This window comes from Paenibacillus sp. JT22N15, from assembly GCF_059383755.1.
This window is the reverse complement of record NZ_JBXENV010000002.1, coordinates 61,756-76,742: the sequence shown is the minus strand read 5'-3', so window position 1 is coordinate 76,742 and position 14,987 is coordinate 61,756. Positions and strand designations below refer to the sequence as shown.

The following is a 14,987-nucleotide window of genomic DNA, read 5'->3' as shown; positions in this document are numbered from 1 at the left end:
GAGGCGGCGACGTATGGGAAAAAAGGTACGCAAAGCGATTATCCCGGCAGGCGGACTTGGCACAAGGTTTTTGCCAGCAACGAAGGCGCAGCCTAAAGAAATGCTGCCGATAATAGATAAACCAGCGATTCAATATATTGTAGAAGAAGCGGTGCAGTCGGGCATCGACAGCATCGTCATTGTGAGCGGCCGCCATAAACGGGCGATTGAGGATCATTTTGACAAGTCGGTTGAGCTTGAAGGAGAACTGGAGGAACGCGGCAACGAGGAAATGCTCAAAGTTGTGAAAGAAATTTCGCAGCTGGCTGACATTTATTATGTTCGCCAGAAGGAGCCGCTTGGTCTGGGACACGCGGTGCTGTGCGCGCAGCGTTTTATTGGCGACGAACCATTTGCGGTGCTGCTCGGAGATGACATTTTGACATCTGAGCCGCCGTGCCTGAAGCAAATGATCGATCGTTACGAGCAGTATTCTTCCTCCGTCGTGGCTCTTATGGAAGTGCCATGGAATCAGACGCACAAGTATGGCATTGCCGATATTCGGGACGAGGCGGGACATATCCGTGAGCTGATCGAGAAGCCGCTGCCTGGGCAGGCGCCGTCGAATTGGGCTGTTGTTGGGCGCTATGTGCTGGAGCCGGCTATTTTTGACCTCTTGTCTAAGGCCGAGCCAGGCAAAGGCGGGGAGATTCAATTAACGGACAGCCTGCAACGGCTGAACGAGCTGTCGCCGATTATTGGGCATCGCTTTACGGGCAAGCGCCATGATGTTGGAGATAAGCTGGGCTTTGTCCAGGCGACGATTGATTTTGCGCTGGAGCGCGAAGATTTGCGGGAAGACGTCCGCCGCTATGTGCTGGAGCGTCTGGCTGCCTATACGCATAGCTAGTCTGCATGAGGCGATGATGTATTTTTGTGTCAATTTAGTAAATTAATTTCCTGCTCATCTTTTTTTAAGGTTATTTTCATAAATCGGTTTTATAATAACACTACATTAAGTAGTTATAGCAAGGTGTGAGGCAGTCTTGGGAACAAGTGACATTCAGACAAAAGGGCTGGAGAGGTTTTTTGGCCCGCTGGAGGCAAGGATTATGACCATCCTGTGGTCGCAGCCTGATAGCTACATCAAGGATGTACAGCATAAGCTCGAACAGGACAAGCCATTAAATTTCAACACTGTTATGACCGTCATGAATCGGCTTGTAGACAAGGGGCTGCTCGTGAAATCATCAGGCAAGCCTTCGAAATATACGCCTGTGCATACGCAAGAGCAGTTTCTGAGCATTCAATCCAGGGAGCTTCTTGAAGATCTTGGCCCGCTCGTCGTCAACTATATGTTCGATGCGATGGAAGAGGTTGATGAGGAACTGCTGGATAAGCTGGAGCAAAAAATCAAATCGCTTAAAGAGGGCAGACGCCATGAGCTGGAGTCTTAGGTCGAAATGGATGTTTGGCTTGTGCCTGATGCTGATTGGGTTCACGCTGCTGCAAATGGGCATGTATGCGACGCATACGCTGTTCGGCTGGGAGAAGGCGGCGTTTAATGTATTTGAAATTTGCGAGAGCCTCATTAAGAGGTACAGCCTGCTGCTCCTTAGCTACATTATGAAGCTTGCCGTTTTTGGGACGTTCGTGCATCTGTTGTACGTTACGGTGAAGCATTGTCTCGGCGTACGGGCTGCAAACCGTAAAATGAGCATTTTAGAGCATGGCGGTTTAACGGAGGAACTGAATGCGCGGTATTTTGCAGGCAGCAAAGCGATCATGGTCGTTTCGCATCAAGAACCGATTGCGCTGACGCTTGGTTTTCTTCGTCCCAAAATCATTTTATCTACTGGGCTTCTCGGTCTGCTTGATAAGGAAGAGCTTGAGGCGGTCATCGAGCATGAGCACTTTCATTACCGAAATCGCGATCCGCTGATGATTTTGATTTTGCAGGTAGGCGCAACGGTGCTGTGGTACATGCCGATTCTTCGCTTTGGAGTCGAGCAGTACAAAACGACCCGTGAGCTGTTAGCCGACCAATTCGCATTGCAGCGCCAGGTGAGCGAGCATAGTCTTGGCAGCGCGCTGCTCAAGCTTGTGAAATACAGCCGTGGGGAACGGAGCAGCCGGACCTTTGTCCATGCTTCTTTCGCCGACCATTCGATTAATTATCGGTTAATGAGGCTGCTGAATCCCGAGTCGCAAGAGCTAAGCATGCGTTGTCCAGTGGTGGCATTGGTATTATCCATACTGACCTTCGGATCGATTTCCGTCATGTATCTTCCTATTATGCTGTAGAAGTTCAAGCTTGACGCCATACTAATCTTTCAAAATGCAAGCTTTATGCGAAGCGCATAGCTCCCTTCAGGGGAAGGCGCGCTTCGCCTTTATATAACTTACAACACTACACAATGTAGTTTTAAAAACAAAGGAGGATTTTACAATGAAGAAGAAAAATGTGGTTATTGGTGCTGTCGTTGCGGTTGTTTTGCTAGGTGGAGCAGGTGCATATGCCATGTATGATTCGTTTACGGGCAACAACAAGGAAATCAAAAGTGTTATTGGCACGGAAGCGGCCGCTACAAACAGTGCAGCAGGTACGACTAGCACAGGTTCTGGCTCTACTAATAGTGCAAGTGGTACGCAGACGGCTGCTGTTGGCGCTGTGGCGGATATAAACGGAGCATGGACCATTGATTCCACCTCCAATGTGTATTTCTCGGTTACGACTTCCCGTGAGACAGTTAACTTCGAAGTAAATGGTGTAACAGGCACTTGGAATGTAGATACGGCGGATGCGGCAGCTAATGCGGCGGATGCAAGCCTCGATATGAACGTACTAGATTCGGGCAATAGCCAGCGCGATGGGCATGTGAAGGGAGCGGATTTTCTCGATGTGACCAACTTCCCGAACTCCACGTTCAAGGCGACATCATTTGAGGCGCTGCCAACGGAAGTGAAGGACGGCGAAACGTTCCCGCTCATCATGACTGGCGACTTGACGATTAAAGGGATAACGAAGGAAGTTACTTTTACAGGACAAGCGGCATACAGCGACGGCAAGCTGAATGTGGAGAGCGAGACGGTCGTCACGTTTGAGGACTTCGGCATGCAGAATCCGCATAACGTCGTGATGGATACCGAAAATAACGTTACCGTGCAGCTGCGCCTTACTCTATCGCAAAATGCCTAACACGCGATTGGCGAGCCGCCAAGCGGTATCTTCTTTAAGCAAGAGCAGGGCTTAGGCCTTGCTCTTGCTTTTTTTATGGAGAAGGAAACGTAAACATATATCAATAAGGTAATTATCTTATTTTGGCTAATTCAAAAGGAATGTTATGATAGGCTAAAGCTGATGCGGGTGAAGCGAGCAGGCATGCTCGCCTAATTCAACCATAAGTATATTAAGCTTATTAAATTTTTTAAATTTCCCATCATTTAAAAATGGAGATCATTTACTATTTCATATAGAATAGAGGGAAGGACGATTAAAGTTTGATTGCGTCAGGAGATGAGCACAGGTGCATTGCCAACATTGCGGAAATAAATACGAGCCTAGTGCCGTTTACTGCAGCAAATGCGGGAAACCGCTGCTTCAGGACGCGCAGGCAAATGAGCAGACGCAGGCCATTGTCATTCAAGAGCATGAATTATTCATTCGGGAGGCAAGCGCCTCATTAGTGCCAGAGCAAGCGCCAGTACGAAACAGAAGAACCCGTGCCGGAGCTGGGCGTAAGTTTATTATTGCGCTTGTGCCTGTTGTTGTGTTCATTTCGACCTCTGCCGGGGTATTTTCTTATTACATATATGAAAGCGATTTGAATGATCATGTCGCCGAATGGCACGAGCAAGCGAAGCAGAAAGCTTGGGGAGGCAAATATCACGAAGCGATGGTCCAGCTTGAGAAAGCAGCGAAGGTGCGTCCAGCCTACGGTGCTCTTCAGGATGATATGGATATTGTCAACGAGGCGGTTGCGATCGAAAATAAAATTAACCTCCTTGCCAGCGAACTGGACAATGGATCTTTGACGGAGGCTGGACCGCTAGTGAAGCAGCTGAATACGCTGCTTGCAGGCCGGGAGGAGCAGATTTTTTCTCCGCTGCGCGAGGCGTTTGCCGATTTAAATGTTAGAATGGTCGTTGTACAGGTGCAAAATGAGCTGGACCAAATAAATTCGCTGGATGCTTTGGCGGTGAAGCTTAATACCGTTAATGGTTTAGGCGGCGAAGAAGCGGTAGCTGTGCGCAAGCAGATTGTGGACAAAATCGCGATTGTATGCCAGCAGCAAACGAAGGAGCTGCTTCAGAAAAAAAGCTTCTCCGAGGCGATCGCCATGGTACAGAAGGGAATGGCCTATGCCCCGGAGGATACGAACTTGACGAAGCTGCTTGAAAGCATTCATGCGGAGAAGCAGGCTTTTGAGCAGGCGGAGCAGGAAAGAATTGAGCGTGCGATGCAGAAAGCGGCGGAAGAGGATTTGCTTAACCAAACGGCGGCCGTTGAAGTGGTGAAGGTGGATACGAGCTTTGATGAAACGGGCATCTTCAAAATCCATGCCTTGCTCAAAAATGCTGCCACTAGGCCGATTTATTCCGTTGAAATCCAATATTCGGTGCGCGGCAAGGATAAACAGATTTTAAAGAAGGGTACGTCTATCGCCATGCCTAACTATATAGAGCCTAACGAATCCTTTACTTTCGACGCAACTGTGGAAGGCATTGAAGAGACCGATGCTACTGTCGTCATCGATCATGTCACATGGTATTTGGACTAGGAGAAGATATTGATGAGAAAAGGAACTTGGCTTAGCCTTATAATGTCCGTTGCTTTTCTGCTTTTTGGAGCTGGAGCGGTCGTATTTATCCGTTCCGAAATTCCCAAGCAGCTCAGTGGCAAGCCGCTGCTTGCCGTGTCAGATACGCGCTCGGAGAAAACAGGCAAGCCGCTTAAAGACGTCATTTATGAAACGCAGAAGCTGGTCGTCATGATTGAAAGCGGCAATGGCAAGCAGGGATCAGGCTTTTTGTACAATAATCAAGGTGATTTGATCACCAATGCGCATGTCGTATCCGGCGTTCATAAGGTGAAAATCCACACGTCTGATGCACGGGAGCTTGATGGCGAAGTAATTGGCATCAGCACGGAGACGGATGTCGCGGTTGTCCGCGTCCCAGGATTGGTTGGCGAGAAGCCGCTTAAGATGGTTCGCAATAAAAAAGCGGAAATCGGCGATGAAGTGATGGCGATCGGCAGTCCGCTTGGTTTTCAAAATACAGTAACGACTGGCATCGTTAGCGGCTTGGGCCGTAATTTTACGATTGAACCGTATTCGTATAAGGATTTGTATCAAATTTCTGCGCCCATTGCGCCAGGAAACAGCGGTGGCCCTCTGGTCAGAAGAGAGACAGGCGAAGTGCTCGGGATTAATTCAGCAGGCATTGAGCAAGGTTCGATCGGGTTCAGCATTCCAATCGTCAATGTGCTGGCAACGGTGGAAGCCTGGTCGACGAAGCCGATGGAGGTGCTGCCTGAGCAGGAGGGCACGAATAGCACGGGCATGGCAAAGCAGGAAGCGACGATGAGTGAATATGCCAGCTACTTGGTTACTCATTTTTACGACAGCTTGAACAATGCCGATTATGTTTATGCCTATTCCTTGCTGGGCGGCAGCTGGAAAGAGGGTACAAGCTATGACGCATTTCGGGAAGGTTATATGCCAACGCGCAATGTCGTCATCGACGATATGCATGTCACGGTCAACAACGATCAGCAAGCGACTGTAACGGCGATTATTTCAGTAGATGAACGAGTAAGCGGCAAAAACAAGCTGAGCAAATATCAGGTGATTTACGAGGTCGGCTATGAGAACGATCAGCTCAAGCTGATAACCGGCAGAGGCAAGGTCATTGAGCAGGCCGCACATGAGAAAGAACAGCATTAACGCTAATTGCAGAGAAAGCCAGCATACCGAATGAGGAATGCTGGCTTTCTTATTTTAAAAGATGATATGTGAAAAATCTATTTGATAATTTGCTGGAGTCTAAATAAATTGAATATTCAGAAATATCTAAAATTAAAATCCGTATTCGACTTAAATTAATTTAAAATGGAATTAAGTAATTGGTATAATTGAAAACATATTTACAAAAAAAGATAAAAATGATAAAATATTAAAAGAATATCCTATAAGGGAAAATATTCAATATTGAATAAATAAAAGAGATAGGTGTGATTTCTGAATGAAACAAAAGTTACTTAGTGCAATGTTTGGTTTGATATTATTATGTGTATTAATTGCTCCTATTGCATCTGCAAACAGTAGTTCTTTTTCTTTTGATTTGACATTCCGAGTAGTAGACGGTGCGGCTAATGGTAAATATCACAAATTAAGTAAAGGTAATTTAAGTATTAGTGGGACAGTAACTCCTTATGATAATCCAAATGGAGCTCCTGCTAAAATAAACCAAATTTCTATTGCAGTATATAAAAAATCAGGTACTTATGTTGGAACTGCAAATGTTACTCCAGTTGCGAAGTTGAATACTTCAACATCTTTTAGTCAAAGTTTAGGTACTCAAAGCGCCGAAACTGAATATTATTTGTATATCTCCAGACTAGAAGATGATGGATGGGATCTTAGCGGACAAGGAACATTAGTGACGAATTAACCTTTTTGAAAATTACTAAAGGTGATGTAGATTCCTTTTAATGAATCTACATCACCTTTAGATTTTCATTTTCAAATTGTATTTTTTTGTATGAATAACCGAAAAGCATTGATATCTTTGGTTGATGTTATTAATTTAAATGTATTTTTAAAATTTTATATGTGGAGGGAAATAATGATTAATGAAAATAATATATATCTTAAAGTGATCGCAATATTGGTGTTAATTATTTCGCTTTTATATTTGAAATTCAATAAAAAATCCTCGTTTACTTATATGACTTTGTTTTTAATTTTCTACGTCTACATGATTAATGTTTTTAAATTGACGCTTCTGCCTATACCTATTGATCCGAGGGCTATTGCGGCAATGAAAGGAGAGACTGTTCAATTTTTTTATAATCTGAACTATATTCCTTTTAGAGCGTTTGATAAAAATATGCTGCTTAATATTATACTTTTAGTTCCCTATGGATTTTTTATTCGGTATTTGACTCGAAAAGGTAACATTTTTATTCACGCTATTTTTTGGGGGTTGTTTTTTGAAGCAGCACAAACATTGATTTCATTAGCAACAAATTTTAACTATAGGACGATAGATATTGATGATGCTATTGCGAACTTCTTAGGTGTTTTATTAGGTTACGCTATTCATCTTATATTTAGTGTAATCTCATATAAGGTTCTGAATAAAATTTCGAATAAAAATAGCTTTTTGGAGCATATTTTTCAGGTATCCAAATTAACATTACGGAAATGACACACTAAAGCTGGTTTTTTCGAAAATGGGAAGGGGTGCAGCCAGTAATCTTCTTGAACTGCTGCACAAAATAATCCGGATCTGGATAGCCGACGCCAGCAGCGATGTCGGCTATTTTGCTGCTTGTTGTGGCGAGCAGCAGCTGCGCCTTATCCACGCGAATTTGATGGACGTAATCGTTGAAATAAATACCGGTTGCCTTGCGGAACAATTGCCCGAGATAGAAGGGATGGAGATACGTTTTGCCGGCAATTTCCTTCATCGTCACCTGCTCCTGATAATGCAAGGCTACATACTCTTTGACAAAAGCGATAGGATCATCCGAAGACATCCCCATCCCCATCTCAATTCCTATCTCCGGTTCCGCAGTGCCGCCTGCGCTGGAGGCTGTGCTGGGCAAAGCCTTGAGCAGCCGTTTTTTCACCCGCAGCAGAGCGCCAATCAGCTGCTCCTCCTCCACTGGCTTCAAAATATAATCAACAGCGCCACAGATAAGCGCCGTCTTCACATACTCAAATTCGTCATAGCCGGATATGACAATAAAGCAGGTATCCATGCGCCCTGTTACTTCTTTCATAAGCTCAAGCCCTGTAATGCCGGGCAGGCGAATGTCGGTAATGACTAGCGCGGGCTGCTCGCGTTCGATTAATTCGAGCGCCTGCCGTCCATTTTCCGCATCCCCGCATACATTAAAGCCGTACTTTTCCCAAAAAATAATTCTTTTTAGCCCTTCACGCATCCGCGGCTCATCTTCAACGATCAACGTTTTCAACATCGACGATTCTCCTTTCACCTATAGATTCATCCTTAGCGAAGGCAGCGGGCATTTGCAGTTCAATCGTTGTGCCTTCCCCATAACGGGAATCGAGGCTAAAGCTGAACTCGCTCCCAAAATGCCACTTGAGCCGGTCATATACATTTTTCAGCCCCACATGCTTGCCCTGCTGATGCTGCACGCCGGATTGCTCCAGTCGGGCAAGCCAGTGTCTGAGCTTCTCCTCTTCCATGCCAATGCCATTGTCCGACACGCGAATGACTACGCGAGTGCTGTGAAGCTTAGCCGATACGGTAATGCTGCCGGGCTGCTCGGAATATTCAATGCCATGAATGCAGGCATTTTCAACGAGCGGAAGGATGCTCATTTTCGGCAGGGGCAGCTCCAGCACCTCCTCATCAATATCGAGCTGATAGGAGAGACGGTGGCCGAAGCGGAAATGCTGAATGTCCAAATAGTCGGTGACGAATGCCATCTCCTCTTGAAGCGGAATCATATCCTCGCCCCAGCTCAGCGATCGGCGAAAGCCGCGGCCGAGCAGCTTAATGACCGATGCCGTTTCCTCTTCACCTTTAATGACGCAATTCATTCGAATGGCATCAAGCGTATTAAACAAATAATGCGGATTAATTTGGCTTAGCAGAGCATTAAACTGCGCCTGCCTCCGGTCCAGCTCCGCCACGTACACATCTTGGATGAGGCCGTTGATCTGCTGCGTCATTCGGTTAAATTCCTCGGTCAGCTGCCCGATTTCATCGGATGCCGGTTTGGCCTTCAGCATTTCAAAGCGCTGGTTTTTCACCCGTTTAATGCCGCCGAGCAGCATGCCCAGCCTAAGATTGAGCGACCGGGCAATGAGCAAAATAATAATGCTCGGAAATAGCAGATTTGCGCACGTCAAATAAATAATAAATTTGCGCGAATCAAGCAGGCTTTGATTGACAACCTCATTAGGGTAGATGCCTACCATCTCCCAGCCTTTCAGATAATCGACGCCTTCAAACGCGCTGGCGATAATGGTTTTGCCCCGTTGAGCTTCTTCATGGATGAAAGCTGGCGGCTCTGCCTCCGACGAATAAATGACATCGCCCTGAGGATTCAGTAAATAAATTTCACCGGGAAACGAATGATCGAACAATGTGTTTTCCAAATAATGCGGCAAAATATCTACTCTGAGAATTTTATGGTAGCTGGAATAGGCTTTGTAAAAATCAAGCTCGCGAATCACGCTCAAATAAGGAGCGCCGCATTCGGCCGACCCTGCTCCCGCGCCTGTCTCCTCGCTGGCTGCTAACGAAGCAGCTGTTGCCCCAGTTTGCCTGCAAGTCGCGGTCGGCGTGTTCGTATAAAGCAGCCATTTTCGGCTTCGCGCCTGATCGGTAGTCGCTTGATACCAGCCCTCCTGCTTCGTCTGCAAGTCGATGAATTGCAGGAGGCCCGAGTGAATCAGACTGTCGTTGTCGGTAAACAAATACGCATTATAAAACTGCTTATTCAGTGGCACGAAGCGGTTAATCGAGTTGTTCAGCACCTCGCCATAGGCTGCAATAACTTCGCTTTCGCTCGCATAAGTGCGATCCAATGCGCTATAGAGGACGCCATCATTATAGATGACCGAGGAGAAGCTGATGACGCCCTCCAGCATTTTGCGAAAGTTATCCTTGTTTCTTTCAAGCGATTGCCGAAGGTCCTGGACCTTCTCCGTTCTGACATTGCCTGCGGTGATCGTATAGAAAAACGTATTCGTCAGCATGACCGGAATAAAAACAGCGGCAAAATATAAAATCATCAGCTTGTTTCGCAGCCGCAAGTCGTTCCAGCGGAAGGGACGGAGGTTTTGCATCATTTTCATCGCGTGCTGCTCCTTTGGCTAAAAACTAACAAAACCATTCTGTTAGTATAATAGTGTCATTTGAAAGCTAATTAAGCGTTTTCATTAGTAAAATTAACACTTATTTGTTGAAATAGCTACCCTAAATTAAGAGAATTTGGTAATTTCCCAGCCCATAGCTGAAGCAATAGCTGTCAATCTCATTAGATTTGCGGGGTATGATGTTAAGGTTTTTCGGGTACCTGGGCAGCTTCCTGTTTGATACAGTTAATTTATATTAAAGGGAGGGTGGCAACGATCTTGAGTAAAAAAATAGCGCTTACATGGATCACGGGGGCATCTTTGGCCTTGTCGATGATAGTAGGAGGATGCAGCACGGAGAGTACGAATACGGCTGCTGGCACCAGCAAAAATAACAGCGGCGAGGAACTGACCACATTCAGCTATTTCATCTTTGATCCCGGCGACAATGTTCCCGAGCATACAAAAATTGGCGACATGATTGAACAGAAAACAGGAGTAAAGATCAAATATGAGCGGCTCGTCGGCGAGAAGGAGCAGAAGGTAGGGGTAATGATCGCCGGAGGCGATTACCCTGACCTCATCAATACGGATCAGACGGTTAAATTCGAGGATGCGAATGCGCTTATCCCGCTGGAGGATTTAATTGAGCAGCATGCCCCGAACATTAAGCGCATCTATGGGCCCTATTGGGAACGGCTGAAAACAGCAGATGGACATATTTATGCGCTGCCGCAGGTTGCGCCTACGGGGACGCCGATTAAGGGCATTAGCGCAGCCTTCTGGATACAGAAGGAAGTGCTCAAGGACGCAGGCTATCCGAAAATTACGACGTTTGACCAATACGTCGATGTTTTGCGCGCCTATTATAAAAAATACCCGCAAATCGATGGCGCGGATACGATTCCTTTTGAAATTTTGACCTATGACAACCGCAATTTCACGTTGACGACTGCGATGCAATTTTTGGCCGGCGGCCCTAACGATTCTCGGGCTATTGTTGACCCGGTGGCGAACAAGCTGGCCTTCTATCAGACGGACGAAAACATTACGAAGCGGTATTACGCCAAGCTGCATGAAATGTACCGGGAAGGCATGATCGATAAGGAAGCCTTTGTGATGAACTATGAGCAGTATTTGGCTAAGCTGTCCAGCGGCCGGGTGCTGGGGATGTTTGACCAGAAGTGGCAGTTCCAGACGGCGCTGGACTCCCTGAAGCAGCAGGGCAAGGCGAACCGGATGTTTGTGCCGCTCCAGCTTACCTTCGATGATACCATTCAGCCGGATTATTTGGATGTGCCTTCGATGAATTACAATATGGGCTTCTCGATTACGATAAATGCGAAGGATCCTGTAGCGGCGATCAAATATGCCGATTACATGGCAAGCGAAGAAGGACAATTGCTGCGCAACTGGGGCGTGGCGGGCGAAGACTATACGGTCAGCGACACCGGGCGGTTTTATCGCAATCAGGAGCAGCGGGACTTTTTTGCCGATCCGAAAAACGGCTTGAAAACAACCGGCAACATCCTCTGGTACTGGCCAGGCTCTTCGGGCACGATGGCTGACGGAAACAGCTACCAGCAGTATCAGCAGCCGGAAGAGATTGCCGCCGGATATGATGAAATGGATAAGGAGCTGCTGAAGGCTTACGGCGCAACGACTTACGAGGAGCTGTTCGACGGCCCGAATCTGAACCGCAAATATTTCCCGCTCTGGAGCATCGAGCTGACGGAGACAAACAAAGTATTCAACCAGAAGCTTAACGATATTAATAAAAAATATCCACCGCAAATGGTCGTTGCCAAAAACGCCGATGACTTCGAAAAATATTGGAATGAATATGTCGCTGCCGTAGAGAAGCTGGACGTTCAAGGCTGGCTCGATGAGCTGACGACGAAGGTGAAGGACCGCCAAGAGAATTGGTAAGGAGCTCGCGGCGAGGAGGGAGAGAGAGCATGCCATGTCAGTAACGGTAGAGCGTGTGAAAGAGCATGCCGGAATCAAAAAAAGTCGGGGCAAGTGGAGCAAGCTGCGCAGCCAGAAGGCGCTAATGGTCATGTCGATTCCTTTTGTGGTGTACGTCATTATTTTTGCATACTTGCCGCTGTATGGGTGGATGATGGCTTTTCAAAATTATAAGCTTGGCTCGGTGATGCTGGATAACGAATGGGTGGGGCTGGCCAACTTTCGCGAATTGTTTCAAGATGAGAACTTTATCCGCGTCATACGCAATACGCTCGCGATGAGCTTGATTAATCTTGTGTTCGGCTTCGTCAGCTCGATCGGTCTGGCGCTATTGCTCAATGAGGTGCGCAAAATCATGTTCAAGCGTATCGTCCAGACGGTCAGCTACCTGCCGCATTTTTTATCGTGGGTTGTGGCCGCGAACTTGATTATGAACGTGCTTTCCATAGATGGGGCTGTCAACAAACTGCTAGTGAGCCTGCATATTATTAAGGAGCCGATCATGTGGCTTTCCGAGCAGCATTATTTTTGGTGGATTATTGGCGCCTCAAATGTGTGGAAGGAGATCGGCTGGAGTGCCATTATTTATTTGGCGGCGATGACGACGATTGATCCTTCGCTTTATGAGGCGGCAAGCATCGATGGAGCGGGACGGTTTCGAAAAATAAGGCATATTACGCTGCCCGGCATTCGCAGCATCATCGTTATTCTGCTTATTATGAATATTGGGCATATTTTGGATGCGGGCTTTGAACAGCAATATTTGCTGCAAACACCAATGGTGGTGGATTATTCCGAGACGATCGATATATTTGTACTAAAATACGGCATTAATTTGTCGCGGTTCTCGTTTGCAACCGCCGCCGGCATTTTCAAGACGGTTATCAGCGTCGTGCTGCTGCTGGCCGCGAATCGCATGGCGAAGCGGATGGGGCAGGAGAGGCTGTTTTAATCGGAGAAAAAATGAGCTTTTTGCCGCCCGGTCCTGGAGGGCAAAAGCCTGTTTTACACTCATGCTAGGCGATAGGGAACAGGAGGAGACGATGACAACGACGACACTCAGCAGGTCAAAGAGGTCGGCAGCTGACTTGCTTTTTGACCTATGCAATACCGTATTTCTGCTAGCACTGCTCGTGCTTACGCTTTATCCGGTTTTGAACACGCTCGCCGTTTCCTTTAATCAGGCGCAGGATACGGTTCGGGACAGCACCTTTCTGTGGCCGCGAGAGTTCACGACACTTAATTACAGCACGCTGTTTCAGGATGGGCTCATTTATCATGCTTTCTTTATTTCCGTTGCCCGGACGCTGCTCGGTACAGTAAGCAGCGTGTTCTGCACAGCAATGCTGGCCTATACATTAAGCCGCAAGGATTATGTGCTGCGGGGGCCGATTTCCTTCATCTTCATCTTTACGATGTACTTCAGCGGCGGCCTGATTCCAACCTATATGCTCATTAAAAACCTCCATCTGTACGGGACGTTTTGGGTGTATGTCATCCCGGGACTTATTGGCGCGTTCAACCTTATAGTCATGCGATCCTTTATGGAAGGCTTGCCCGAGAGCCTGGTAGAATCTGCGCAAATAGATGGGGCGACGCATTTCTCGATCTTTATGCGGATCATATTGCCGCTCAGCCTGCCCGTCATTGCTACGATTGCGCTGTTCGTCGCGGTGGGGCAATGGAATAGCTGGTTCGATACTTTTTTATATAATTCCTCGAATATTAACTTAAGCACGCTGCAATATGAGCTGATGAAAAAGCTGCAATCCGCCAATATGAGCGTTGGAGGCACAGCAGAGTCGGCCTTCGCCAGCAGCAAAAATATTCAGGCGAACATCGTAACGCCAGCGTCGATCCGGGCTGCTATTACAGTTGTAGCTACCGTGCCGATTATTATCGTATACCCGTTTTTGCAAAAATACTTCGTTACGGGGCTGACGCTCGGCGGCGTCAAGGAATAAAGGAAAGCTTGTCCACTTGTTGCAGCGGGAGCTGAAGCTGGTCAGGAATTGGAAAGAGCGGGCCTACGTTATTCGTAGGCCCGCTCTTTTTTTATCCATTATTTTAGGACTGCTGTGTGACATCGGAAATGTCAGCTAAATCCTCATCGCTCTGGCGGCCAGAAGGGGAGTAAATCAGTTCCAGAGCTACGGCGTCATTGCGCTGAAGCGGGAAGCTCAGCAGCGTGGATGGGATAACTCTGCCATTCAGGCGCAGCAGATAGCTGATATTGCCACCGATCGGAATGCCGCTGATCGAAGTAATTTGTCCGTTGAAGCCAAACCGGACAACTCCGGTTTCCCACAGCGCCTGATAAATCGTCATGCCGATACGGTGGATAACTCGGTACGCCTGAGTAACGTTTGGAAACACCCGTCCTCCGTTAATAACGACCGTTACCCTCCCTTGTGGTCCCGGAGGGAACGGAATAGGAATCGGCAGCGGAATCGGGAATGGGAACGGTGGGAACGGCCCCGGCGGGAACGGCCCTGGTCCCGGAGGGAACGGCCCTGGTCCCGGAGGGAATGGCCCTGGTCCCGGAGGGAATGGCCCTGGTCCCGGAGGGAATGGCCCTGGTCCCGGAGGGAATGGCCCTGGTCCCGGAGGGAATGGCCCTGGCCCCGGAGGGAATGGCCCTGGCCCCGGAGGGAATGGCCCTGGTCCCGGAGGGAACGGCCCTGGCCCCGGAGGGAACGGCCCTGGTCCCGGAGGGAACGGCCCTGGCCCCGGAGGGAATGGCCCTGGCCCCGGTCCAGGCGGGAATAGTCCCGGGCCGCCGCCAGGCATTCCGGGCATCAGCATGCGCGGGCCGCCACAGCCGCAGTCTTGCCCTGCGCGGGAAGACGGAGATGGCGGGACATAAATCTGCACTTGCTCATTGGTGAAACCGTAAGTATCGTTCATGCGATAGGTCAGACTCCTTTGCACGTCGAGTTAGGCATTTAACTATCCTACTTCATGTTATGCGGCGAATGC

14 protein-coding genes are annotated in these 14,987 nt (G+C 47.9%); 11 read left to right on the top strand and 3 right to left on the bottom strand.

Features of this window, described 5'->3' with window-relative positions:
* The first annotated feature begins 13 nt into the window (after nucleotides 1-13).
* The 8 genes from galU to AC50X8_RS04015 all read left to right on the top strand — a co-directional run bounded on the left by galU (nucleotide 14) and on the right by AC50X8_RS04015 (nucleotide 7,413).
* Nucleotides 14-889 (top strand): UTP--glucose-1-phosphate uridylyltransferase GalU, encoded by an 876-nt coding sequence (gene galU / locus AC50X8_RS04050; RefSeq protein WP_056030933.1) that lies wholly within the window; start codon nucleotides 14-16, stop codon nucleotides 887-889.
* A gap of 136 nt (nucleotides 890-1,025) precedes the next feature.
* Complete coding sequence (locus AC50X8_RS04045) at nucleotides 1,026-1,436, top strand: BlaI/MecI/CopY family transcriptional regulator (RefSeq protein ID WP_056030930.1); 411 nt, start codon at nucleotides 1,026-1,028, stop codon at nucleotides 1,434-1,436.
* Nucleotides 1,420-2,283, top strand: coding sequence for a M56 family metallopeptidase (locus AC50X8_RS04040; protein WP_056030928.1), 864 nt, complete (start codon nucleotides 1,420-1,422; stop codon nucleotides 2,281-2,283). The genes AC50X8_RS04045 and AC50X8_RS04040 overlap by 17 nt, the downstream gene beginning before the upstream one ends.
* A gap of 145 nt (nucleotides 2,284-2,428) precedes the next feature.
* Nucleotides 2,429-3,178, top strand: coding sequence for a YceI family protein (locus AC50X8_RS04035; protein WP_056030926.1), 750 nt, complete (start codon nucleotides 2,429-2,431; stop codon nucleotides 3,176-3,178).
* A 328-nt stretch (nucleotides 3,179-3,506) separates the two neighbouring features.
* Nucleotides 3,507-4,760, top strand: a complete 1,254-nt coding sequence (locus tag AC50X8_RS04030) for a zinc ribbon domain-containing protein (RefSeq protein ID WP_056030923.1) — start codon at nucleotides 3,507-3,509, stop codon at nucleotides 4,758-4,760.
* A gap of 12 nt (nucleotides 4,761-4,772) precedes the next feature.
* Nucleotides 4,773-5,927, top strand: coding sequence for a S1C family serine protease (locus tag AC50X8_RS04025; protein ID WP_056030920.1), 1,155 nt, complete (start codon nucleotides 4,773-4,775; stop codon nucleotides 5,925-5,927).
* Nucleotides 5,928-6,225: 298 nt separating this feature from the next.
* Nucleotides 6,226-6,654, top strand: a complete 429-nt coding sequence (locus AC50X8_RS04020) for a hypothetical protein (protein WP_494878768.1) — start codon at nucleotides 6,226-6,228, stop codon at nucleotides 6,652-6,654.
* Nucleotides 6,655-6,828: 174 nt separating this feature from the next.
* The gene (locus tag AC50X8_RS04015; protein ID WP_494878766.1) at nucleotides 6,829-7,413 is read left to right on the top strand and encodes a VanZ family protein; all 585 of its coding nucleotides are present in this window, start codon (nucleotides 6,829-6,831) and stop codon (nucleotides 7,411-7,413) included.
* 4 nt (nucleotides 7,414-7,417) lie between these two features.
* Here AC50X8_RS04015 and AC50X8_RS04010 read toward each other — a convergent pair whose 3' ends face one another.
* Together AC50X8_RS04010 and AC50X8_RS04005 are read right to left on the bottom strand one after the other, a co-directional pair.
* Nucleotides 7,418-8,188 carry a response regulator transcription factor gene (locus AC50X8_RS04010; RefSeq protein WP_056030912.1) on the bottom strand — a complete coding sequence of 257 codons (771 nt, stop codon included), beginning with the start codon at nucleotides 8,186-8,188 and terminating at the stop codon, nucleotides 7,418-7,420.
* Entirely contained in the window at nucleotides 8,166-10,040 is a 1,875-nt protein-coding gene (locus AC50X8_RS04005; RefSeq protein ID WP_494878764.1) for a sensor histidine kinase, read from the bottom strand. Before AC50X8_RS04005 ends, AC50X8_RS04010 begins: the two co-directional genes overlap by 23 nt.
* Nucleotides 10,041-10,319: 279 nt before the next feature.
* Here AC50X8_RS04005 and AC50X8_RS04000 point away from each other — a divergent pair, with 279 nt between their 5' ends.
* The 3 genes from AC50X8_RS04000 to AC50X8_RS03990 all read left to right on the top strand — a co-directional run bounded on the left by AC50X8_RS04000 (nucleotide 10,320) and on the right by AC50X8_RS03990 (nucleotide 13,972).
* A complete protein-coding gene (locus tag AC50X8_RS04000; protein ID WP_494878762.1) occupies nucleotides 10,320-11,969 on the top strand; it encodes a type 2 periplasmic-binding domain-containing protein in 1,650 nt (549 codons plus the stop codon).
* Nucleotides 11,970-12,003: 34 nt separating this feature from the next.
* Entirely contained in the window at nucleotides 12,004-12,960 is a 957-nt protein-coding gene (locus tag AC50X8_RS03995; protein WP_494878760.1) for an ABC transporter permease, read from the top strand.
* A gap of 91 nt (nucleotides 12,961-13,051) precedes the next feature.
* On the top strand, nucleotides 13,052-13,972 hold the full coding sequence (locus AC50X8_RS03990) for a carbohydrate ABC transporter permease (protein WP_056030900.1): 921 nt from the start codon (nucleotides 13,052-13,054) through the stop codon (nucleotides 13,970-13,972).
* Between the two features lie 103 nt (nucleotides 13,973-14,075).
* Here AC50X8_RS03990 and AC50X8_RS03985 read toward each other — a convergent pair whose 3' ends face one another.
* Complete coding sequence (locus tag AC50X8_RS03985) at nucleotides 14,076-14,915, bottom strand: hypothetical protein (protein WP_494878754.1); 840 nt, start codon at nucleotides 14,913-14,915, stop codon at nucleotides 14,076-14,078.
* Nucleotides 14,916-14,987: the final 72 nt, after the last annotated feature.